This is a genomic window from Bacillus cereus ATCC 14579 (assembly GCF_000007825.1).
Taxonomy (GTDB): domain Bacteria; phylum Bacillota; class Bacilli; order Bacillales; family Bacillaceae_G; genus Bacillus_A; species Bacillus_A cereus.
Map to the genome: position 1 here is coordinate 1,305,674 of NC_004722.1, position 21,636 is coordinate 1,327,309.

Consider the following 21,636-nt stretch of genomic DNA (forward strand, 5'->3'; position numbering starts at 1 on the left):
TTATAAGGGAGATATAAATGAGGTGAAGCTATGTCTGTAGTAGGAGAAGAAAGAAAGCGAACCATTCTTGAAAAGGTAGAATTTAAAGGGAAAGTAAAGGTCTCAGAATTAGCGAGAGAATTTGCTGTATCAACAGAAACGATTCGTCGATATTTAGAAGAATTAGATCGTGAAAAGAAGCTGAAAAAAGTGTATGGTGGAGCTGTTCAACTTCCAGGCGCTGGAGTAGAGGCACCAATGTTAGAAAGAGAAATGCTACATATAGAAGAGAAGAAAAGAATTGGTTATAAAGCAGCGACATTTGTAGAAGATGGTGATGTCATTGCAATTGATGATGGAAGTACACCGCTTCAGATGGTTCCATACCTTGTTCATCGTAAGAACTTAACAATTGTAACAAGTTCATTTCCAGTCGCAACACAATTAATTTCTTCTATTAATAAAAAGATGTTTCATGGTGAAGTTTTATTTATAGGTGGAAAAGTATCTCCAAAGCATTCGCGTGTATCAGGGTCTATTTCTCAGCAAGTCATACAGCAATTCCATTTTCATAAAGCGTTTGTTTCGATTGATGGGTTATTACCTAGTTTTGGAGTTTCCAGCTTTGAATTAGAGAAAGCGAAATTGTCAGAGGCGATGATGAAATTAGCTGAGAAAACATATATTTTATGTGATCATACGAAGGTAGGCGTGAAAGGGAATTATCGTATAGCAGCAATTTCGCGTATTCAACACGTAATTTGTGATAAAAAAATGCCATATAGCTTTGAAGAAGAACTTATGAAGCATAATATTCAGTGGACAGTTTGTTAAATACAGTGAAAGCACATAAACTCCCACCTAATTTTTAGGAGGGAGTTTTATTATCTGTAAATCGTAAAATAAAAGATTTGCAGTTATGCAAAAAGTGGACACATTTTCTCACCTCTTTCATATAATTTACCAATACAAAAAAAGTTGGTCGAAGGAAAGAAGGGAGAACATGTCAGAACGAATATATAATAAACTTGTATTGTACGCGAATATTTTGCAAAAAATAGGTGTCATCAATGAGAAGGAAAAAAGTGAAATTCTTCATACGATAGGTAAAAAAGCCCTTTGAATAAAGGGCTTTTTTATTTTGTACCTTTAAAAATATAAATTTAATGTAATATTCTCATTGACAATGATAATGAGATTCATTATCATTTATTTGTGATTAATTGATAAATGTTATCAATTGTGAAAATTATATATGATAGGGGATATTATTTTGAAAAAAAATTATATGAAGGCGCTAGTAGTAGCGACAACATTAGCGATTCCATTTGCTACGTACTCTACTCCAGCATTAGCGGCATTAAAAGTTGAAGCAAATCAATCGGTAGCAGCAGCGAGTGATCGCACGTATGATACTGAGATTAAAATATATAAGGACCAAAAAGATGAGCCATCTATGGTTTCTCAATATATAAAAGATCCTAAAGTAACGATTGCAGCTGGCAAAAAAATTGTCACTGTAACAATGCAAGATAGCGATTATTTTCAATATCTTAGAATAGAAGATAAAAACCAGCCTGGTGTATTTCATGATGTGAAGGTTTTGTCAGAAGATAAGAGGAAGAATGGAACGAAGGTAGTTCAATTTGAAATTGGCGAGTTTGAGAAGAAGCACAATATGCAAATGCATATACTTATTCCAGCTATTGGATATGATCACAAATATCAAGTTCAATTTGAAATTAAAGATCCAACTGTAGGTAACAAAGAAACAGAGAAACCAGATGATAACTCTAATTCAGGAAATACGGAAACGGATAATCCAGTTGATAATCAAAATATGATAACAGATAACAAATTAAGAGAGCTTGTTAATAAAAAAGTATTTAATAGAAAAGATTTAAATACACCAATTACGAAAGAAGATTTATTACAAGTAAAGGATTTGTTTTTAAATACAAATGAGATACTTGATTATAGTGCATTAAAATATATGCCAAATTTAAAATCTTTAACAGTTGCGAATGCGAAGATAAAGGATCCGTCGTTCTTTGCGAACTTAAAGCAATTAAATCATTTAGCTTTGCGTGGTAATGAATTTGCAGATGTAACGCCACTTGTTAAGATGGATAATTTAGAATCCCTTGATTTAAGTAATAATAAAATTACAAACGTTGCACCACTAACTGAAATGAAAAATGTAAAAAGTTTATTTCTATCAGGCAACCAAATAGAAGATGTAACAGCATTAGCGAAAATGGAACAACTAGATTACTTGAATTTAGCAAATAATAAAATTACGAACGTTGCTCCATTAAGCAATTTGAAAAATGTAACATACTTAACTTTAGCAGGTAATCAAATTGAAGATATTAAACCGCTTTATACGTTACCGTTAAAAGATTTAGTATTAACACGTAATAAAGTGAAAGATTTATCAGGCATTGATCAATTGAATCAATTACAAGAGCTATGGATAGGGAAAAATGAAATAACAGATGTTACTCCTCTAAGTAAGATGACACAGTTGAAAATTTTAAACTTACCCAACAACGAGTTAAAAGATATTACTCCATTATCAAGTTTAGTAAACTTACAAAAGCTTGATTTAGAAGCGAATTATATTTCAGACTTATCACCAGTTAGTAATTTAAAAAAATTAGTATTTCTAAGTTTTGTTGCAAATGAAATCCGTGATGTCCGACCAGTTATAGAACTAAGTAAGACGGCTTATATTAATGTCCAAAATCAAAAAGTATTTTTAGAGGAAACAGAAGTAAATAAAGAAGTAAAAGTACCTATATATGAAAAAGATGGTGAGATTTCTACGAAAATCCGTCTGAAGAGCGATAATGGTACGTATAGTAATGGTGTAGTGAAATGGAGTACACCAGGTGAGAAAGTATATGAATTTGGTGTGAAAGATCCATTCGCGGATACAGGAATCTTCTTTACAGGATCTGTTATTCAAAATGTAGTAGAAAGTAAAGACGGTAATACATCTAAAGAAGATGAGAAAACAGAAGTGGTAGAATTTAAAGATGTACCAAAGGGACATTGGTCAGAAGAAGCAATTAATTACTTAGCGAAAGAAAAATTATTTATAGGCTATGGAAATGGTGAATTTGGATTTGGTGATAACATTACTCGTGGACAAGTAGCACTTCTAATACAAAGATATTTAAAATTAGAAAATAATCTAGAACAAAAAACGGCATTTACAGATACGAAAGGAAATATGTATGAAACGGCTATTGATGCAGTGGTTCAAGCTGGAATTATGACAGGCTATGGAAATGGTATGTTCCGTCCGGATGGAGTATTAACTCGATATGAAATGTCAGTAGTACTACAAAGAGTATTTCAGTTAAAAGAAAATGAAAATAGTGCAGAGAATTTTAAAGATGTACCAAATGGCCATTGGGCGAAAGGATATGTGAAAGCTTTAGTGGATAATAAAATATCAAAAGGCGACGGGGAAGGGAATTTTTTAGGAGATAATTTCGTAACACGTGAACAATACGCACAGTTTTTGTATAATGCAATAAAGAAATAAAGTGAAACTTTATTCAGTGGGGGTTTTGTTCATTCCCCACTGATTAGTAGCCCTCACCAATCGGGCTGCCCGTTAATGCGGAATAAAAAATGAGGAAAATACGCTATTCTTTAATTAAAGAATAGCGTATTTTTTATGTGCATAATGAAATAGGAAATAGATAGGAGTATAGACATATGAATAGCCTATTTTAAAGAAGAACCACGAAACTATATTGACAAAAAAGCGTTCTCATGTGATAATTCAATTAAATTTTTAGAATAATCAAAAAATATTCCTTTTACATAGAAAGGATTCGAACCTTATATGAATATTATGCCGGGGGTGACGAAATGTTATTTTTTCTGAAGAAATGGAATGAATTAAAAGATGTGAAATCTGAATTGGCACTTCGTGATTGGTTTTATGGTACCAAAATTAGCTTATCGCTATGTACGTCAAAAGAGCCGTTAACATTTTTAGTAAATGTTGAGGGAAGAGATAAAGGGCTATTTTCGGAAGAAGATTTTATTGTCGTAAATTGCATGTGCGAGTCAGTATTTGAAAATGAAGAAAAACCAGCTGCAGAGTCATTTATGCATGCGGATATTTATAAAAAAAGTAGTGCAGGATGTATTTTACAAGTGCAGACTGTAGATAGTCATTTAATATCAGAGTTATATGGGGAAGAAGGAGAAGTAACGTTCGATAAACGCAGTGTGGAGCGTGTTTTCGGAAAAGAAGGTATAACAGAAATGACAATTCCAATTGTAGAAGATGAAAAAAATTCGCTGATTTATTAGAAAGCAATGTTCCGAATTTCATTGAAGGTGGAGGAGTAGTTCTTGTTCATAATTACGGCATGATTGTGTGGGGAAAAACGCCAGAAGAAGCGAAAAAATGGCTAGAGGGTATAGAATATTTAATGAACTATCATGTAAAGTTATTAATGATTAAGGGTGCAAGGAGCTCTGTTATATAAAAATGGATGTGATATGGATACAAGTTAATAAATAAATGAAAGCGTTTTAAAAATAATTTCACTCATAAAATATAGGTCTCCTTATTATATATAGATTACATGTTGACATGTAAGGAGGAACATATTTTGCGAGTTAAATATCATTTTCTGCCAAAGCAGCAAGTAACATTTTGCAAGATAAATGATTCTGGTGAAGAGGCACTGCAAATGATGAACGAAACGGGATTTCGAGCCATCCCGGTATTAGCAGAAGATGAGAAGAAATTCACGGGGATTATTTATAAAGTAGATTTATTAGAAAAAAAATGCAATAGCGGATTAGAGCATGTAAGTGCAGGGGATATGCTTGATGATTCCAATGCATTTATTTTTGAAAAGGATTCATTCTTCAGAGCTTTTTATGTAATTCGTCGGCTTCCGTTTTTAGCCGTACTAAATGATTATAATGAATTTGTCGGGATGTTAACGCATTCGAATATATTTGATGTTATTGAAGATTCATTTGGTATGCGAACAGGTGGTTATATATTAACAATTGCAACACAAGATTGTAAGGGAACGATTAAAGAGCTTGGGACATTGTTAAAAGCATATAATATCGGTGGCCTATTTACGTTAGATAACGGTGATCAATATATCCGCCGCGTTATTGTAAATATATCAGATGAGTTAGATGACACAAGATTAAAGCAATTAATCGGAAAAATAGAGAAAAAAGGATTCAGAGTGAGTCATGTAGATTATATTTAAGTTAAAAAAAGTACCTATCTGTTATATATAGATAGGTACTTTTTTGTCCCGCCATTTGTGGGCAGTAAAATCCGAGCCTCAAAATTCAGCGCAAGTAAAGAAGTTAAGTGGGGGGACGGATTGCCCATAAAAGCCCAATTGGTTAGGGCTGATTATATGTGAGTAATGAACTTTATTTTGAAACAGGAGGCGGGGATAATGCTAGATCAGATAAGAAAATAAAGTCTGCATGCTCACGAATTTTAGGGATAGAAGTTTCAATAACGCGTGATGTAATTTCACCTGGAGGGCCCACATGCCCGATAGCTACCATAATAGGTTTTTCTTGAATTTTTTTGATGAGTAATTGGGCTTGTTTTGAAATATGTCCTGCTGTATACACATCATCAAAAAATAGTTGGTTTTCAATAATAGGAACTCCTAATTCTTTTCCGATTTTTGGGACGACACTATTAGGATTCGTTTTACTATCTAAGTAAAATAAACCGTGTTTTTTACAAGCAGCAAGTATAAGGCGAACAATTCTTTCATCCGCTGTTACTTTTGACCCCATATGATTGTTCATTCCAATTGCATGCGGTACTTCTTGAATCGCTTGTTCAAGTCGGTTGTTTATTTCTTCATCGCTTAAATCAGTTGTAATTGCTTTCGGCCCAAGCCATTCTTTTTTACCTTTTATAGGTTCCATTGGCATATGTATAATAACTTCATGGCCTTTCTTATGGGCAGCTATTGCATCTTCTTTTGTGGAAGGAAGAAAAGGCATAACAGCAACAGTGAGTGGAATGGGAAGTGATAACATTTGATTAGTCCCCTTCATATTATTTCCGAAATCATCAATGACAATAGCAACTTTATTCGTATGAGCATTTGCTTGAATAGGAAATAAGAAGGACGGTAAAAACAAAACAATGATGAATAATGCAATCGTATATTTTCGCATATAAATATTTCCTTTCTATTGTTATCCCGCTATTTGTGGGGAGTAAGACTCCCACCTCAACATTGGGCTGGATAGGTGGGAGACCCACTGCCTATAAACGCCCGATTGGTGAATGCTAATAATCAGTGGGGGCTGAACAAAAAACACTGATTAAAGTTTCACTTTATCAATCATCATTATGTTTTGCTTTTTTATATAAATTAAACAAAAAATGTCGAAGAAAAGTAGATGGAAAATTAAGAATCCTCGGTTTACGTAGAATTTATAAAAAAACAAGATGAAAAAAATGTCTATTATTGCGAATGTATTTACAAAGATAGAATAATTTGTAATAATTCTCAAAGTGAGGGTAAAGATTTGTAAATTACAGGGAGAAAATGTTAAATTTTCTGATTCTTCAAATTTGCATATGATTAAGTAGTTAAAAAAGTCAATGGAGAAGTGAAGTTAAGAGCATGGAAGTATAATAAGGGGGATATGGATGTTTACTGTAAAAAGGAAGTACACATTAGAAAAGCTTTCACGTGATATTCATATGAAACGTGAAGAAATGATTCAACTAGGATTAACAAGTGGGCTAAATAGTAGGGAGACAATTCAAGTTAGTCAAGAATTGGACAAGCTTATTTTACAATATCAATGTTATAAAGAAAAACAAACACCGAAATGGTTTTCAATTATAAAAATACCTATTTTCCAAATCGGGTATGAAGGAAAATCAAATAATTTTTGGCGAATGCTTGTGGCTGGTTTTATGAAATAAGTATAATTACCCTTATAGGATAAGGATAATTATACTATGTGTAACGGAATTTCGATATGAACTGTTGTTCCTTCGTTTTCTGTACTGTCAATAAAAATATGCCCATTATACATCTCTACAATTCGTTTACATATGACAAGTCCAAGACCTGTTCCAGTATCTTTATTAGTAAAGAACGGATGAAAGAGGTGTTTTTGAATATGTTGTGGAATCCCTTTTCCAGTATCTATAATCTGCAATTGTGCGTGTGTTTCATTGTTTTTTACTACAATGGTTAGTGTATCACTAGAAGTCATGGCCTCAATTGCATTTTTTGTAATGTTTAAAACCACTTGTTTCATATGGTCTTTCGAACAACGGATATGAACAGGATGGTCTGGCAAATGTAAATGGAATGCAATGTTATGTAAATTCGCCTCAGATTGAATAATTAATGCTACCTCATTTAGAATTGTTCTTACATCATACGTTTGTTCGATGATGGCGGTTGGCTTTCCGAGAATAAGAAATTCACTTACAATTTCATTGATTCGCTCTATTTCTTGTTCAATTACGGAAAAGTAGAACTGATCTTGCTCATCTTTATATTTCTCTTTTAATAGAGCGACGAGCCCTTTAATTCCAGTAAGAGGATTACGGATTTCGTGTGCTGTACTCGCTGCAAAAGTTCCAACTAATTCAATTTTCTGTAGTTCATTTTGTTGTCTTTCAAGTTTTGTTTGCCGTTTTAACAACATATATTGAGCAAGTAAAAATAAAATAGACATTAAAAATAAAGTAGCTATACACTCTATTGTAACCCACTGGTATAAGGTTTTTTGATGAATAGGTAATGGAGAAACAGAAACCTTCCAATTTAATCTTTGGAGTGGGGTAGTAAGCATATTAGAATGCGTATCACTTGTGTCGTTATTATCATCGGTTAGAAAAACTACATCATGTTTATCAGTTACCTCAAAATGGTATTGTGGTTTAATGGCATTTAAAGAAGATGAAATGTAATCAAAGCGTAAACTAGCTAATAATAATCCTGAGAGCTCCTTCTGTTTATTAAATATGGGGGCAGCAATTATAATAGCTTTATGTCCAAGAACGCGATCAGTAATGACTGATGATACAGTGGTTTTTTTAGTTTGGAGCGCGTCTTGAATATATTTACGGTCTGAAACATCTATAGGCTTTGATTCATCTTCAGATGCGATTGTAATGACTCCTTCTGGTGTAGCGTAATATAGACCAGAAAAGCGTGCATCGTTTCCATCTGTATCATGTACAATTTGTTTAATGCCATTTATATTACCAGTCTCGGTGCCTACAACTTTTGCAAGCATGTCTAAAGCAGAAATTGCTTCACCAAGATGATGATCCAAATAATCTCTATATAAAAAGAGAACTGTATGAGCAGATAATTTGTTTTCCTGTTTCATTTTATATGTATGATACGAATAAAATGTAGCACCAATCCCTATTGTCGGTAGGATAACAAGCAATATATATACAATTATGCTTTGGAATTTGACTTTCAAATGTGGTACTCCTTCTTTTTTTATTATCATTATATATAAACTATGTTAAAATTGTCATGTTTTTATTCAAGAATGATTCTTAATATATTAGGGGAGAGGAAATGGATGAGTGAATGCTCATTCGGAATTCACATGAAGTATGAAGTGGCATTTTCTTTTTATTGCTGAGAATTTAAGTGAAGGGTTGAAAGTTGTATGACATCAAATAATGAACGAGAAGATATTTCTCAATCTTTAAAAGTATTTATTGCATTATCTCGTGTACATCGTTCTGTTATGGATACTACAAATAAATCTATACAAAGTAACGGATTAAATCCAACTGAATTTGCTGTATTAGAACTGCTATATCATAAAGGCGGTCAACCACTTCAGCAAATTGGTGAGCGTATTTTAATAGCTAGTGGCAGCATTACATATGTTGTAGATAAGCTGGAGAAAAAGGGATTAGTAAAGAGAATTCCATGTCCGAATGACAGACGTGTTATTTACGCGCAATTAACTGAGTCTGGCGAGAACTTTATTGCTTCTATTTTTCCGGGGCATGAGAAAGTTATACATCAGTCTTTTGAAATGTTAACGAAAGATGAAAAAGATGAATTACTTGATTTATTAAAAAAAATTGGGAAGTATGAAAAATAATATGTTCCAAAGGAGCTTTGGATAAATAAATCCAAGGCTTTTTTATTTGTAATGAACTCAGGGCAGTCACTGCCGAAATTTGTTGAAAATTAAGAGGGAATTCAAGAATACGTATTGAATTATAATAAAGGTATGTAATGGAGAGGAGGCTCGTTCATGTCATTTAAAGACTATGAATATAAACGCCCAAATATTGAAGAGTTAAAAGAGAAATTTACTGTTGCTTTAGAGAAGTTTGATAACGCAAAAACTGTAGAAGAACAAAAACAAGTCATTCATTCAATTAATGAGATTCGCAACGATTTTGGTACAATGGGAAACCTTTGTTACATTCGCCATTCTGTTGATACGACGGATACTTTTTATAAGGAGGAGCAGGATTTCTTTGATGAATTCTCTCCAGTTGTACAAGGATATGGTACAAAATATTATAAGGCACTCATTAATTCTCCATTTCGTGAAGAATTAGAGGCGTATTATGGAAAACAATTATTTGCTCTAGCAGAATGTGATTTAAAAACATATTCAGATGAAGTCGTGAAAGATTTACAATTAGAAAATAAATTATCATCGCAATATACACAGTTATTAGCATCTGCAAAAATTGACTTTGCTGGAGAAGAAAGAACGTTATCGCAACTGATTCCGTTTATGCAAGGAAAAGAAAGAAGCGAACGTAAAGCAGCAAGTGAAGCATACTACGGATTTTTAGCTGGAAATGAGGAAGAACTAGATCGTATTTATGATGAGCTTGTTAAAGTGAGAACGAAAATCGCAAAATCTTTAGGTTTCAAAAACTTTGTTGAACTTGGATATGCAAGAATGTACCGTACAGATTATAATGCGGAGATGGTGGCTAATTACCGTCAGCAAGTGCTAGATTATATCGTTCCCGTTACAACGGAATTAAGAAAGCGACAACAAGCACGTATCGGTGTAGAGAAGTTAGCTTATTACGACGAAAACTTTGAGTTTGCTACAGGTAACCCAACTCCAAAAGGAGATGCGGATTGGATTGTTGATCATGGAAAGACAATGTATAAAGAGTTATCGGCTGAAACAGATGAATTTTTCAATTTCATGCTAGATAATGATTTATTAGATTTAGTTGCGAAAAAAGGAAAAGCTGGTGGCGGATATTGTACATATATTGAGAATTATAAAGCGCCATTTATTTTCTCAAACTTCAATGGAACATCTGGTGACATTGATGTATTAACACATGAAGCAGGTCATGCCTTCCAAGTATATGAAAGTCGTAAATTTGAAATTCCAGAATATAATTGGCCAACATATGAGGCGTGTGAAATCCACTCTATGAGTATGGAATTCTTTACATGGCCATGGATGAAGCTATTCTTTGAAGAAGATGCAGATAAATATTACTTCTCTCACTTAAGTTCAGCACTTCTGTTTTTACCTTATGGTGTATCTGTTGATGAATATCAACATTATGTATATGAAAATCCTGAAGCATCACCTGAAGAGCGTAAGACAGCATGGCGTAACATAGAGAAGAAATATTTACCACATCGTGATTATGAGGAGAATGATTATTTAGAGCGCGGTGGTTTTTGGCAACGTCAAGGGCATATTTATAGCTCACCGTTTTATTATATTGATTACACGCTTGCTCAAATTTGTGCGCTACAATTTTGGAAACGTGCAAGAGATAATAGACAAGAGGCGTGGGAAGATTATGTGAATCTGTGCCAACAAGGTGGAAGTAAATCGTTCTTAGAATTAGTAGAGGTTGCAAATTTAACATCACCATTTGCTGAAGGCTGTGTGAAAAGTGTTATTACAGAAATTGAAGCATGGTTACATGCGATTGACGACACAAAATTGTAAAAAACATGCGCTTTTTTCACATGTTTAACATCGACATAATGGGAAAATGATGAGATAATAAAAGAAAATTCAGAATACTGAAGGGGTGTTTCTAATAAGGAGCACCTCTTTTCACCAACAAAAGGGGGGAACAAGTATGCTTCAATCTAATATGGATGTAAGTTTAGAAAGTTTAGTAAACTCATTACAGGCTACTCGAAGCACGCTATTATCAGAAATTGAAATGTTAAATGACACAGAAGTGAATGTAAAGCCACGCCGTGATAAATGGAGTATTATTCAAATTTTACACCACTTGCATTTAGTTGAACAATCTGTCACGTCTGCCCTTGTATATGCTTTACAAAAAAATGAAAGAAACATGACTCCATTTAAAGACCTCCAACTTACGCTTGATCGCACACATAAACGAGAAGCTCCTCAGCAAATGCAACCAACAGAAACTTTAATGAAAAAACAGCAAGGAATTCAATTACTAGAACATTCACGCCAAGAACTATTACACGCGCTTCATAGTGTTATAGATGAAAAAGATTTATTTGAAAATGGATTAAAGCATCCTGTTTTTAATGATCTGAATTTGTATCAATGGGTTCAATTTCTTGATTTGCATGAACAAAGACATCTTACGCAGTTAAAAGAGGCGAAACATGCAATTTTGCAACGCTAAAGTGGAAGAAGTGGGAAACCACTTCTTTTTTGATACGTGCATAGTTTTCTTTCTTATTTTGGAATACTACATGGAGAAAGAAAAGAAGGAGTTGAAAAAACATGTCTAAGAAGAAGCGAGAAGAAGAGCGCGCCTGGAAAGCACGTAAAGAAAATCAACAACCGCACGGAAAAGTGAAAGCTTTTGCTGAATTAGTTGAAGGAACAGAAAAAACGTGATGAGTATTTCATCACGTTTTTTGTATGAGTGGAAAAGTTAATAAAAAGGTTGTACCGATTCCTTTTTCACTTATAATATCAATTTTTCCATTCATAGCTTGAACAACACTGAATACGACCATCATTCCAAGTCCAGTACCTTTTTCTTTCGTTGAATAAAAGGGCGAACCAAGACGTTTTACTTGTTCTGAATCCATACCGACTCCTGTATCTTTTATATATAACTGAATATGCTTATGATCAGGAACTAATGTGAAATAAAGATCACCGCCTTTTGGCATAGCCTCAATGCAATTTTTTAAAATATTTAATAAACATTGATTTAGTTTTTGCTTTTCTCCAGCGATAAAAAAAGAAGTGCTTTGCTTTATATAATGAGTACGTACATTTGTTAAATTAGCAAGCGGTGTAATTAACGACAATGCATGTAGTAATTCTTCTTCTAACTGTAATGTTTGTTCTTTTTCAATGCTTGGTTTAGCAAAGGTTAAATAATCTGTAAGAACATGATTTGCTTGTTCGATGCCATTAATGGCAATGTCGATATATAATTTTCGTTCCTGCTCAGTGCATGTATCTGATTGTAACAGTTGTAAAAAACCTTTCGTTGAAGTTAATGGATTGCGAATTTCATGAGAGATAGACGCTGCCATTTCACCAATTAAATGAAACTTTTCAGCATTTATAAGTTCGTTTTGGAGACGAACTTGAGTTTGTAATATGTGTAGTAAATATAAAATTAGAATCGTACCAAGCATTGAACATAATTCATACACAATAATATGCGGTATATAATCAGTCTTATTTGTAACCTTTGAAAGGAAGAAGGGTATCCAACTAAATCCGTATGTGAGACTGTAGATAATAGCAAGTGTTATTTTTATACGATTAGAAGTTCGATTGAAAAATTTATATGTTAATAATAGAACAATAAATAGAAGAACAGAACCGATAAGAGATGGGAAAACACCTATCCCACCTAATAATAAGCGATATATGTTTAATACAACTAAGATAGAACCACCAGCAATAGGCCCTCCCGTTAATGTACCGACAATTAATACAATATGGCGCATATCAAATTGAAAACCATTATTTGTTTTTGCTGCAAATGTAATACAGAGTACGGTAGCAAGGCAACAGAGTACAATGAATATAGCTGAATTTAATTTAGGAGAGCGTTTCCCTTTTTGATTCCAAAATAAATGATATACGAGCATTGTAATCAGGATGAATAATATATTTAAAAAGAGATAAATAATAAAGGGTTTCAGTGGGATGCCTCCTCTCTTCTTATATTAAATTAATCATACTATAAAATGAAAGAAATGAAATAATAAATAGCTGAAAAATCAGAAATTTTTACGCTAGTATACAATATGTTACAATAAGCTGTGTCAATGAAAGAAGAAATTCCGTGCACCGCGCGGGAGAGGTTCGCGAACTCCCTCTATAAAAAACTATGGAAACAACAATATCCTTAGGTATTGTTTTGTTTTTTTATTGTGACAGTTCAAGAACGTTCTTTCTTCTTATTTATAGTAGAGAAGGAGAATGAGTGAAATGAAAAAAGAAAAAGCAGTTGTTGTTTTTAGTGGAGGACAAGATAGTACGACATGTTTATTTTGGGCAATAGAGCAGTTTGCAGAGGTAGAAGCTGTAACGTTTAATTACAATCAACGTCATAAGCTAGAAATTGATTGTGCAGCGGAAATTGCAAAAGAACTAGGAATAAAGCATACGGTACTAGATATGAGTCTATTAAATCAACTTGCTCCAAATGCTTTAACGAGAACGGATATGGAGATTACACATGAAGAAGGTGAATTGCCATCGACATTTGTAGATGGACGAAATTTACTCTTCTTATCATTTGCTGCTGTATTAGCAAAACAAGTTGGAGCACGTCATATTGTAACGGGTGTATGTGAAACTGATTTCAGTGGTTATCCAGACTGCCGTGACGTGTTTGTGAAATCGTTAAATGTTACTTTAAATTTATCTATGGATTACCCGTTTGTCATTCACACGCCACTTATGTGGATTGATAAGGCTGAAACATGGAAATTATCAGATGAACTTGGAGCATTTGAGTTTGTTCGAGAAAAAACATTAACATGTTATAACGGAATCATTGGTGATGGTTGCGGTGAATGTCCAGCATGTCAACTTCGTAAAGCAGGATTAGATACGTACCTACAAGAACGCGAAGGAGCGAACAACTAATGGATAACTTTTTTGGATTTCGCATCGTAGAGAATTTGCAAAAAATGGACAAGGATATTCAGCGTAAACAACTCAAATACCATAATAAAAGAGTAATGGTCAGCAAGGAATTTACATTTGATGCAGCACACCATTTACACTGTTATGAAGGGAAATGTAAAAACTTACATGGTCACACATATAAAGTTGTATTTGGAATTAGTGGATATGTAAATGAAATAGGTCTTGCAATTGACTTTGGAGATATAAAAGAAATTTGGAAGAATGAAATAGAAATTTATCTAGATCATCGTTATTTAAACGAAACGTTACCTGCAATGAATACGACTGCTGAAAATATGGTCGTTTGGATTTATGAAAAGATGGCAGAAGCACTAACAAAAGAGAATCGAGTGAACGAATATAAAGGAGCTCGCGTTGAATTTGTTCGTCTATTTGAGACGCCGACTAGTTATGCGGAAGTAAGACGGGAGTGGATGCTTGATGAGTAAAATCCCTGTCTTAGAAATATTCGGTCCGACTATTCAAGGTGAAGGAATGGTTGTAGGGCAAAAGACAATGTTTATCCGTACAGCTGGTTGTGATTATAGCTGTGCTTGGTGTGATTCTGCTTTTACGTGGGATGGATCAGCTAAAGATCAAATTAGACAGATGACACCAGAAGATATTTGGGATGAGCTTGTTGCAATTGGAGGAGAAAATTTTTCTCATGTTACGATTTCAGGTGGAAATCCGGCATTACTGAAAAATATTGAGTTTCTTCTTTCTATATTAAAAGAAAATGGAATGCGAACGGCAATTGAAACGCAAGGGAGTAAATGGCAAGATTGGTTACTTCAAATTGATGAGATAACAATTTCTCCAAAACCACCAAGTTCAACGATGAAAACAGATTTTCAGAGGTTAGATGCTATTATTCAGAAACTAGCAGGAAAAGATATTAGTTTAAAAGTAGTAGTATTCGATGATCATGATTTTGAATATGCAGTTAAGATGCACGAACGTTATCCAAAGGTACCATTTTTCTTACAAGTAGGAAACGATGATACAAAAACAGTGGATGATGCGATGCTTATAAAAAAATTATTAGATAAGTATGAATGGCTGATTGATAAAGCTGTAAATTGTAAAGAGATGAATGATGCAAAAGTATTGCCTCAGCTTCATGCGTTAGTATGGGGAAATAAGCGCGGCGTATAACGAGAAGGGATGTTTAAAATGACAGGAAGATTAGATGAAGATTTAAAAGATGTAACATTACTAGGGAATCAAAATACAAAATATTTATTTGAATATAGCCCAGAAATATTAGAGGTATTTGATAATAATCATCCAAACCGTGATTATTTTGTAAAATTCAATTGTCCTGAATTTACAAGTTTATGCCCGAAAACAGGACAACCAGATTTTGCAACAATTTATATTAGCTATATTCCAGAGCAAAAAATGGTAGAGAGTAAATCTTTAAAGTTGTATTTATTTAGTTTCCGCAATCACGGTGATTTCCATGAAGATTGCATGAACGTTATTATGAACGATTTAATTAAATTAATGGATCCACGTTATATTGAGGTATGGGGGAAATTCACACCACGTGGTGGTATTTCAATTGATCCATACTGCAACTACGGGCGCCCAGGGACGAAGTATGAACAAATGGCTGATTACCGCATGATGAACCACGATCTATATCCGGAAACAATTGATAATCGTTAATAGAAAGAAAGGGCCTGTATAGTATACAGGCCCTTTCTTTCTATTATATTATGCATTTTGATTAATGACAGTATAGTTTTTATGACTTACAACTGTAAGAGGTTCCATATCTAGTTCTCTAAAATTCTTCATAATTGTTATATCAACAATAACAGAGTTTTGATTTACTTTTTGAACACGGCCTTGCATTCCACCTTTAAATTCGATGATATCTCCAGTTTCTGCGATCTGCATAAGCAACTCTCCTTGTTACAGTTTTCCCAAAAAAAGAATAAATTTGGGTTTTTTTATTTCCTCCTATTTTGAACCATATTTCCTACTTTGTAAATGTTTCCAAAGTAAAAATTCGAAAAATATTCACTTTTTGTAAGAAAATATGTAGAAAATCCATGTTTTTTGAAAAAAATAGCAAAAATGCGAGAATCTTTATATCGAGGTATAATGAAAAAGTAGAATAACCTGCTGAAGTGGGAGAAATTAGAGGCGGTAAAATGATGTTTGAATTTGTGGGGAGTGTTATAGCTTTAATTTTATTTTTATTTTCTTATATGCATTTAAAAAAGATTCGTCAATATGATACGAGTACATATTTTGATGGGATGGATGGTATCCATGCTTCGATAACACATGATAATGGTGGGGAGATGTAAAGGTATATAACTCTATTTTCTTGCGTGGTATGATGTTTAGAACTAGTGCATAATAGAGTTCATAAGTGATGAATGGAGAGTGAAAAGAATGAAGACTTCTTTTATTCGTCATGGTCGCTTAGATTGTACTATAGAACCAATGACGGTTACATCCTTTCATGAATGGATAAAAGGATATGACTTACATACTATAACAGAAAAACAACCTATACCATTGGAAACAAGAGAAGCGGTTGAAGTAGCGAAATTGATTGTAACGAGTGATCAAAAGTGTGCTGTACAGTCAGCAGCTGAATTAATGGATTCTTTATGTTTTATACAAAATTCTCTTTTTAGGGAAGTGGCAGTTCCGGCGAGCTTTTATGCGCCAAAATGGTTGAAGTGTAAACTTAACGTATGGATGTGTATTGGACGAGCATTATGGATACTTGGTTACCATAAAAATGTTGAATCTTATAAGGAAGTAAGAGAGAGGGCAAGGCAAGCAGCTTACGTATTACATCGTTATGCTCTCGTACATGGAAGTATTGCTCTTGTAGGTCATAATTATTTTAATTCGATGATTGGAACGGAGCTGAGGGCAATGGGATGGTCTGGTTCGCCTATTTTGCATAGAAAGCCATGGGGATGTACAACATATACGTTTCACGAGGCGATGGATGGAAATATATTAAATACGAATTTAACATAAAAGCACACGATTTATATAAATCGTGTGCTTTCTTTTTAAGATATAGAAATTTTGACGTTTAATGGTTTTACGAGATGAGCATAAGGTTCGCCTACTAGCATAACAATTTCATCTTTTTTATAACCTAACTTTTCGTATAGTGAATAGGCGCGTGTGTTTTCTAAATTAACAAGTAAAGCGATTTTTTCATGCCCTTTTTCAGTTGCATAGATTTCGGCAACTTCAATTAATTTAGAACCGATACCTTTTCCGCCGTGTGCACTTGAAACTGATAGTGTATCAATGTAATACTCATCAAGCTCAGCTTCTTTTTCTAACGTAATTGATTCATCTTTATGTAATTCTCTTAAGTGATGTACAATTGGTGCGTCAAGCTGTGTTGCTTCACTACCGTGATAAGCGACAATAACTCCAACTGCACTCTCGTCTTGTTCATAGACAAAACAGTTTTCGTAGCTCAGACGGTTATTTTCTTTTGAGAACCATGTCTCAAGTCCTAGTAATACTTCTGCTTCATCTGTGCTACCTGTGATTTTTTCAGCAATTTCATGCAGAGCATTATACAATAAAGGAGCTATTGCCATTGCATCTGTCTTTTTTGCTTTCCGAATCATAGTATCCCTCCTAGTTCTATTTGTATATTGTAGCATAGTGGTATGGAACTTTGCATAATTGAATGCCGAAATGTTTGATATAGAGAAGTAGCTATGTTAGTATATGATATTTAGTGGACATATAGTAAAACGATATTGTTTGCGAAATAACGAAAATAAAATCATGGCATAACAACGAGATAAAGTGAAACGTTAATCAGTAAGATTTTTTGTTCATTCCACGACTGATTAGTAGTCAACACCAATCGCACTACCTGCAAATAGCGGGATAAATTTACAGTTGTTGACCTATAGAATATACGATAAAATAAAATATTGCAGAGAGGTGAAATACATGGATAAAGAATTAGCAAATACAATTTTAGATCAGCTAAAAAATGGTGAAATAAAGGAGTATGTTGTTACGAAAGATGTATTTTATACGTTCAGAGAAGTTGTTGTAAATAGAGAAGACTTTAAGCATTTCATTGGTAACGCACAGCGAGGCGGGCAAGTGATTTATACATATTCAGAAACGCCACGTTCATAAAGGGGAATTTTGATCAGCAGGGCATCTCTCACTGATTAGTAGCCTTTCACCAATCGGACGTTTAATGCGGGATAAATAAAAGATAAAGGAGAGGGGATTTATGGGCGATTTTAAACAAGGCATTTTACCACATTGGGATTATATGTGGAAAGATAGAGCCGGCAATCGATTTATGGGAATGGTTATGTATCCAGAGAAACGAAAATGTTCAGCAAAAATGCTTCAGAAAATAAAAAGAGCATATGAAGAAGCAGTAGAAATTAAAGTAACTGTACAAGTTCGACATACATATCAGTACGTAGAAGGAATGATTGTATACTTTGATGAAGAGGCTCCGGTATGTACAATGATTGATAAAGATGAAAATCCGCATCATATATTTGTAAAAGATATTTTGCGCATTGAGCACTCTGAATAAACTTTTCATAAATAAATTGAAGTTCCATAATAATAATCTTTTTCTATAATAGTTATCTTTTAGTATGTAACGAGAAACGAAAGTATATGTATAATATATTTAATAAGGTAAATTTGATAAATGTAATCGTTTTTTAGAGCAGATTATAGTTTCATATCTGTTCTTTTTTGCGTGATGCTGGAGAAATATATTTCTTCAGCATCTACCGTTTTATGACAAAATATATTGTTAACTTTTTTAAAAATAAGGTTAAATTCGTTGACAACTTTTTTGAAAAGCACTTTATTGACATGAGTTTTAGAATGTTGTTTCATAGTCATTGTATTGAAAAAAAACGGCTATCATGTCGAAAAGTAAAAGTTAAAAAAAGAAAGAATTTATACATATATCTTGTGTCTTATTTTGAAACGTAATACAATATATAGAGAAATCAAGAACAACATATAGAGAATATAGATTTGAGAGGGAGGGTCGGAAATGTTAGTTGCATATGATTCTATGACAGGAAACGTGAAGCGTTTCATTCACAAATTAAATATGCCGGCCGTTCAAATTGATGAAGATCTAGTAATAGATGAAGACTTTATTCTTATTACGTATACAACAGGTTTTGGCAATGTACCAGAACGTGTTTTAGACTTTTTAGAGCGCAATAATGAAAAATTAAAAGGCGTATCTGCAAGCGGCAATCGTAACTGGGGAGACATGTTCGGTGCAAGTGCTGACAAGATTTCTACTAAATATGAAGTGCCTATTGTATCAAAATTTGAGTTATCTGGAACAAATAACGATGTAGAATATTTTAAGGAAAGGGTGCGGGAGATTGCGACACATTGAACTGAATAATGAAATCACGCAAATGCAGGACGGTTTTTATCAGCTTCATAAAGATAAAGAGGCATTAGAAGTCTTTATGGAAGAAGCTAGAGAGAATACCGTTCCTTTTAATAGCGTGGCAGAGCGAATGGAGTATATGAAAGAACATGATTACTATTACAACGTTCTGGACGAGTATAGCTTGGAGGAAGTAGAGGAAGTATATAACATCGCTTATGGTGAAAACTTCGAGTTCCAATCTTATATGGCAGCATCTAAGTTCTACAAAGATTATGCGTTAAAAACGAATGATCAAAAACAATACTTAGAAAGCTATGAAGATCGTGTAGCAATTGTTTCATTATACTTAGGACGCGGTGATGTTTCGAAGGCAAGACAATTCGCAAGCATGATTGTAAAACAAAACTACCAACCAGCGACACCAACCTTTTTAAATGCGGGAAGAAGCAGAAGAGGAGAAATGGTGTCTTGTTTCTTGTTAGAGATGGACGATAGCTTAAATTCGATCGGCTTTAACATTAATACTGCGATGCAATTATCGAAAATCGGCGGGGGAGTAGCTTTAAACTTATCTAAGCTACGCGCACGCGGTGAGCAAATTAAAGGTATCGACAACGCTGCAAGTGGCGTAGTACCTGTTATGAAATTGCTTGAAGATTCGTTTTCATATGCGAATCAGCTTGGTCAACGAAAAGGTGCCGGTGCAGTATATTTAAACATTTTCCATTGGGATATTATTGAATTCCTTGATACAAAAAAAATAAATGCCGATGAGAAGAGCCGTATTCAGTCTCTATCAATCGGAATTATCGTTCCAAGTAAGTTCTTTGAGCTTGCTGAGAAAAACGAACCTTTCCATGTTTTCGCGCCTTATACGGTTTATAAAGAATATGGCAAGCATTTAGATGATATTGACATTGATGAAATGTACGATGAATTAATGAGCAATCCGAAAGTGAAGAAGAAGCCACTAGATATTAGTGCACGTGATATGCTTATTAAAATCGCTATGATTCAGCTTGAGTCTGGTTACCCATACTTAATGTTTAAATCAAATGCAAATAATCAACATCCATTGAAGGATATTGGAACTGTGAAGATGTCGAACTTATGTACAGAAATCTTCCAGCTTCAAGAAACTTCAGAAATAAATGATTACGGTACAGATGACATTATCCGTCGTGATATTAACTGTAACTTAGGATCGTTAAATATCGTAAACGTAATGGAAAATAAAGAAATTCGTGAAGCAGTTCATGCGGGAATGGAAGCTTTAACAGCTGTTTCTGATATGACGATTATTCCGAATGCACCAACTGTGAAAAAAGCAAATGACGAGCTTCATTCAGTTGGACTTGGAGCAATGAACTTACACGGATATTTAGCAAAAAATAAAATCGCTTATGAAAGTGCAGAAGCGAAAGAATTCGCTCGTACATTCTTTATGATGTTAAATTACTACTCTATTGAGAAAAGTATGGAAATCGCTACAGAAAAAGGCGAGACATTTAAGGACTTCGATAAATCTGATTATGCGAATGGCACATACTTCGAAAAGTATGAAACGACAGATTACAGCCCAGTAACTGAAAAAGTTCAGCAACTATTTGAAGGAATTCATATTCCAACAAAAGAAGATTGGACAAGTTTAAAAGAGCAAGTACAGAAGAATGGTTTATACAACTCATATCGTCTTGCCATTGCTCCAACACAATCAATCAGTTACGTTCAAAATGCAACTTCAAGCGTAATGCCGATTGTAAGTCAAATCGAATCAAGAACATATGCGAATGCGACAACATATTATCCAATGCCGTATTTATCAAAAGATACGTTCTGGTACTATAAATCTTCTTACGATATGAATCAGTTTAAATTAATTGATTTAATCGCAGAAATTCAAGAACATATTGACCAAGGAATTAGTACAATTCTTTACGTTAATAGTGATATTTCAACACGTGAATTAGCACGTTACTACATCTATGCACATAAAAAAGGCTTAAAGAGTCTGTATTATACGAGAACACGTAAATTAAGCGTGGAAGAGTGTGTGGCTTGTACCGTTTAATATAAAAAGTGAGACATGATGAGCA

At 33.8% G+C, this 21,636-nt stretch carries 23 protein-coding genes, 1 pseudogene and 1 riboswitch; of the genes and pseudogenes, 19 read left to right on the forward strand and 5 right to left on the reverse strand.

What is annotated here, in order from left to right; all coding sequences use genetic code 11:
* The first annotated feature begins 30 nt into the window (after positions 1-30).
* The 4 genes and pseudogenes from BC_RS06625 (at position 31) to cbpA (ending at position 5,246) form a co-directional block, all read left to right on the forward strand.
* The gene (locus BC_RS06625; RefSeq protein WP_000117668.1) at positions 31-813 is read left to right on the forward strand and encodes a DeoR/GlpR family DNA-binding transcription regulator; all 783 of its coding nucleotides are present in this window, start codon (positions 31-33) and stop codon (positions 811-813) included.
* Between the two features lie 421 nt (positions 814-1,234).
* Complete coding sequence (locus BC_RS06630; protein WP_002195301.1) at positions 1,235-3,535, forward strand: NEAT domain-containing leucine-rich repeat protein; 2,301 nt, start codon at positions 1,235-1,237, stop codon at positions 3,533-3,535.
* Positions 3,536-3,867: 332 nt separating this feature from the next.
* A pseudogene (locus BC_RS06635) lies at positions 3,868-4,496 on the forward strand (class II aldolase/adducin family protein).
* Between the two features lie 126 nt (positions 4,497-4,622).
* On the forward strand, positions 4,623-5,246 hold the full coding sequence (gene cbpA / locus BC_RS06640; protein ID WP_001264206.1) for a cyclic di-AMP binding protein CbpA: 624 nt from the start codon (positions 4,623-4,625) through the stop codon (positions 5,244-5,246).
* Between the two features lie 172 nt (positions 5,247-5,418).
* On the opposite strand, the gene BC_RS06645 is transcribed toward cbpA, so the two are convergent.
* Positions 5,419-6,189, reverse strand: a complete 771-nt coding sequence (locus tag BC_RS06645; protein ID WP_001234107.1) for a divergent polysaccharide deacetylase family protein — start codon at positions 6,187-6,189, stop codon at positions 5,419-5,421.
* 481 nt (positions 6,190-6,670) lie between these two features.
* On the opposite strand from BC_RS06645, the gene BC_RS06650 reads away from it, so the two are divergent.
* Entirely contained in the window at positions 6,671-6,952 is a 282-nt protein-coding gene (locus BC_RS06650; protein ID WP_000495536.1) for an aspartyl-phosphate phosphatase Spo0E family protein, read from the forward strand.
* A gap of 29 nt (positions 6,953-6,981) precedes the next feature.
* Here BC_RS06650 and BC_RS06655 read toward each other — a convergent pair whose 3' ends face one another.
* Positions 6,982-8,478 carry a DUF3149 domain-containing protein gene (locus tag BC_RS06655; RefSeq protein ID WP_000865066.1) on the reverse strand — a complete coding sequence of 499 codons (1,497 nt, stop codon included), beginning with the start codon at positions 8,476-8,478 and terminating at the stop codon, positions 6,982-6,984.
* Positions 8,479-8,673: 195 nt separating this feature from the next.
* On the opposite strand from BC_RS06655, the gene BC_RS06660 reads away from it, so the two are divergent.
* The 4 genes from BC_RS06660 to BC_RS27965 all read left to right on the forward strand — a co-directional run bounded on the left by BC_RS06660 (position 8,674) and on the right by BC_RS27965 (position 11,859).
* Positions 8,674-9,120, forward strand: a complete 447-nt coding sequence (locus tag BC_RS06660) for a MarR family winged helix-turn-helix transcriptional regulator (RefSeq protein ID WP_000203336.1) — start codon at positions 8,674-8,676, stop codon at positions 9,118-9,120.
* A gap of 156 nt (positions 9,121-9,276) precedes the next feature.
* Positions 9,277-10,971 (forward strand): M3 family oligoendopeptidase, encoded by a 1,695-nt coding sequence (locus BC_RS06665; protein WP_000008577.1) that lies wholly within the window; start codon positions 9,277-9,279, stop codon positions 10,969-10,971.
* Positions 10,972-11,107: 136 nt separating this feature from the next.
* Positions 11,108-11,641 carry a DinB family protein gene (locus tag BC_RS06670; RefSeq protein ID WP_000941961.1) on the forward strand — a complete coding sequence of 178 codons (534 nt, stop codon included), beginning with the start codon at positions 11,108-11,110 and terminating at the stop codon, positions 11,639-11,641.
* A 101-nt stretch (positions 11,642-11,742) separates the two neighbouring features.
* Positions 11,743-11,859 carry a DUF6254 family protein gene (locus BC_RS27965; protein ID WP_000038355.1) on the forward strand — a complete coding sequence of 39 codons (117 nt, stop codon included), beginning with the start codon at positions 11,743-11,745 and terminating at the stop codon, positions 11,857-11,859.
* An 11-nt stretch (positions 11,860-11,870) separates the two neighbouring features.
* On the opposite strand, the gene kinB is transcribed toward BC_RS27965, so the two are convergent.
* Positions 11,871-13,079: a sporulation sensor histidine kinase KinB gene (gene kinB / locus BC_RS06675; RefSeq protein WP_000964151.1), complete on the reverse strand. Its 1,209-nt coding sequence runs from the start codon at positions 13,077-13,079 to the stop codon at positions 11,871-11,873.
* Positions 13,080-13,285: 206 nt separating this feature from the next.
* A riboswitch (PreQ1 riboswitch) is annotated at positions 13,286-13,329 on the forward strand.
* 93 nt (positions 13,330-13,422) lie between these two features.
* Between kinB and queC the strand changes: the two genes are divergently transcribed.
* From queC to queF, 4 genes are read left to right on the forward strand one after another with little or no spacing between them, the layout of a single operon-like run.
* Positions 13,423-14,085 carry a 7-cyano-7-deazaguanine synthase QueC gene (queC, locus tag BC_RS06680; RefSeq protein ID WP_000711595.1) on the forward strand — a complete coding sequence of 221 codons (663 nt, stop codon included), beginning with the start codon at positions 13,423-13,425 and terminating at the stop codon, positions 14,083-14,085.
* The gene (queD, locus tag BC_RS06685; RefSeq protein WP_000368414.1) at positions 14,085-14,576 is read left to right on the forward strand and encodes a 6-carboxytetrahydropterin synthase QueD; all 492 of its coding nucleotides are present in this window, start codon (positions 14,085-14,087) and stop codon (positions 14,574-14,576) included. The genes queC and queD overlap by 1 nt, the downstream gene beginning before the upstream one ends.
* On the forward strand, positions 14,569-15,285 hold the full coding sequence (gene queE / locus BC_RS06690) for a 7-carboxy-7-deazaguanine synthase QueE (protein ID WP_000036294.1): 717 nt from the start codon (positions 14,569-14,571) through the stop codon (positions 15,283-15,285). Before queD ends, queE begins: the two co-directional genes overlap by 8 nt.
* 18 nt (positions 15,286-15,303) lie before the next feature.
* Positions 15,304-15,801, forward strand: a complete 498-nt coding sequence (gene queF, locus BC_RS06695; protein WP_001986050.1) for a preQ(1) synthase — start codon at positions 15,304-15,306, stop codon at positions 15,799-15,801.
* A 48-nt stretch (positions 15,802-15,849) separates the two neighbouring features.
* On the opposite strand, the gene BC_RS06700 is transcribed toward queF, so the two are convergent.
* Positions 15,850-16,035 (reverse strand): YkvS family protein, encoded by a 186-nt coding sequence (locus BC_RS06700; protein ID WP_001165082.1) that lies wholly within the window; start codon positions 16,033-16,035, stop codon positions 15,850-15,852.
* 233 nt (positions 16,036-16,268) lie between these two features.
* On the opposite strand from BC_RS06700, the gene BC_RS06705 reads away from it, so the two are divergent.
* Together BC_RS06705 and BC_RS06710 are read left to right on the forward strand one after the other, a co-directional pair.
* Positions 16,269-16,451 (forward strand): hypothetical protein, encoded by a 183-nt coding sequence (locus tag BC_RS06705; RefSeq protein ID WP_002023607.1) that lies wholly within the window; start codon positions 16,269-16,271, stop codon positions 16,449-16,451.
* An 88-nt stretch (positions 16,452-16,539) separates the two neighbouring features.
* A complete protein-coding gene (locus BC_RS06710) occupies positions 16,540-17,142 on the forward strand; it encodes a hypothetical protein (protein ID WP_000858080.1) in 603 nt (200 codons plus the stop codon).
* 35 nt (positions 17,143-17,177) lie between these two features.
* On the opposite strand, the gene BC_RS06715 is transcribed toward BC_RS06710, so the two are convergent.
* Positions 17,178-17,756 carry a GNAT family N-acetyltransferase gene (locus BC_RS06715; protein ID WP_000619543.1) on the reverse strand — a complete coding sequence of 193 codons (579 nt, stop codon included), beginning with the start codon at positions 17,754-17,756 and terminating at the stop codon, positions 17,178-17,180.
* Between the two features lie 334 nt (positions 17,757-18,090).
* Here BC_RS06715 and BC_RS06720 point away from each other — a divergent pair, with 334 nt between their 5' ends.
* The 4 genes from BC_RS06720 (at position 18,091) to nrdE (ending at position 21,611) form a co-directional block, all read left to right on the forward strand.
* Positions 18,091-18,285 carry a hypothetical protein gene (locus tag BC_RS06720; protein ID WP_000356684.1) on the forward strand — a complete coding sequence of 65 codons (195 nt, stop codon included), beginning with the start codon at positions 18,091-18,093 and terminating at the stop codon, positions 18,283-18,285.
* A 100-nt stretch (positions 18,286-18,385) separates the two neighbouring features.
* Positions 18,386-18,703, forward strand: a complete 318-nt coding sequence (locus BC_RS06725) for a hypothetical protein (protein ID WP_000502205.1) — start codon at positions 18,386-18,388, stop codon at positions 18,701-18,703.
* 477 nt (positions 18,704-19,180) lie between these two features.
* Positions 19,181-19,540 carry a class Ib ribonucleoside-diphosphate reductase assembly flavoprotein NrdI gene (nrdI, locus tag BC_RS06730; protein WP_000959447.1) on the forward strand — a complete coding sequence of 120 codons (360 nt, stop codon included), beginning with the start codon at positions 19,181-19,183 and terminating at the stop codon, positions 19,538-19,540.
* Entirely contained in the window at positions 19,527-21,611 is a 2,085-nt protein-coding gene (gene nrdE, locus BC_RS06735; RefSeq protein WP_001215839.1) for a class 1b ribonucleoside-diphosphate reductase subunit alpha, read from the forward strand. Before nrdI ends, nrdE begins: the two co-directional genes overlap by 14 nt.
* Positions 21,612-21,636 lie beyond the last annotated feature (25 nt).

Bases quoted from the DNA above. Each gene is read 5' to 3' on its own strand.
- BC_RS06625 (WP_000117668.1), top strand. From the start codon at position 31: ATGTCTGTAGTAGGAGAAGAAAGAAAGCGAACCATTCTTGAAAAGGTA.
- BC_RS06630 (WP_002195301.1), top strand. From the start codon at position 1,235: ATGATAGGGGATATTATTTTGAAAAAAAATTATATGAAGGCGCTAGTA.
- BC_RS06645 (WP_001234107.1), bottom strand. From the start codon at position 6,189: ATGCGAAAATATACGATTGCATTATTCATCATTGTTTTGTTTTTACCG.
- BC_RS06650 (WP_000495536.1), top strand. From the start codon at position 6,671: ATGTTTACTGTAAAAAGGAAGTACACATTAGAAAAGCTTTCACGTGAT.
- BC_RS06660 (WP_000203336.1), top strand. From the start codon at position 8,674: ATGACATCAAATAATGAACGAGAAGATATTTCTCAATCTTTAAAAGTA.
- BC_RS06665 (WP_000008577.1), top strand. From the start codon at position 9,277: ATGTCATTTAAAGACTATGAATATAAACGCCCAAATATTGAAGAGTTA.
- BC_RS06670 (WP_000941961.1), top strand. From the start codon at position 11,108: ATGCTTCAATCTAATATGGATGTAAGTTTAGAAAGTTTAGTAAACTCA.
- BC_RS27965 (WP_000038355.1), top strand. From the start codon at position 11,743: ATGTCTAAGAAGAAGCGAGAAGAAGAGCGCGCCTGGAAAGCACGTAAA.
- kinB (WP_000964151.1), bottom strand. From the start codon at position 13,079: ATGCTCGTATATCATTTATTTTGGAATCAAAAAGGGAAACGCTCTCCT.
- queC (WP_000711595.1), top strand. From the start codon at position 13,423: ATGAAAAAAGAAAAAGCAGTTGTTGTTTTTAGTGGAGGACAAGATAGT.
- queD (WP_000368414.1), top strand. From the start codon at position 14,085: ATGGATAACTTTTTTGGATTTCGCATCGTAGAGAATTTGCAAAAAATG.
- queE (WP_000036294.1), top strand. From the start codon at position 14,569: ATGAGTAAAATCCCTGTCTTAGAAATATTCGGTCCGACTATTCAAGGT.
- queF (WP_001986050.1), top strand. From the start codon at position 15,304: ATGACAGGAAGATTAGATGAAGATTTAAAAGATGTAACATTACTAGGG.
- BC_RS06700 (WP_001165082.1), bottom strand. From the start codon at position 16,035: ATGCAGATCGCAGAAACTGGAGATATCATCGAATTTAAAGGTGGAATG.
- BC_RS06710 (WP_000858080.1), top strand. From the start codon at position 16,540: ATGAAGACTTCTTTTATTCGTCATGGTCGCTTAGATTGTACTATAGAA.
- BC_RS06715 (WP_000619543.1), bottom strand. From the start codon at position 17,756: ATGATTCGGAAAGCAAAAAAGACAGATGCAATGGCAATAGCTCCTTTA.
- BC_RS06720 (WP_000356684.1), top strand. From the start codon at position 18,091: ATGGATAAAGAATTAGCAAATACAATTTTAGATCAGCTAAAAAATGGT.
- BC_RS06725 (WP_000502205.1), top strand. From the start codon at position 18,386: ATGGGCGATTTTAAACAAGGCATTTTACCACATTGGGATTATATGTGG.
- nrdI (WP_000959447.1), top strand. From the start codon at position 19,181: ATGTTAGTTGCATATGATTCTATGACAGGAAACGTGAAGCGTTTCATT.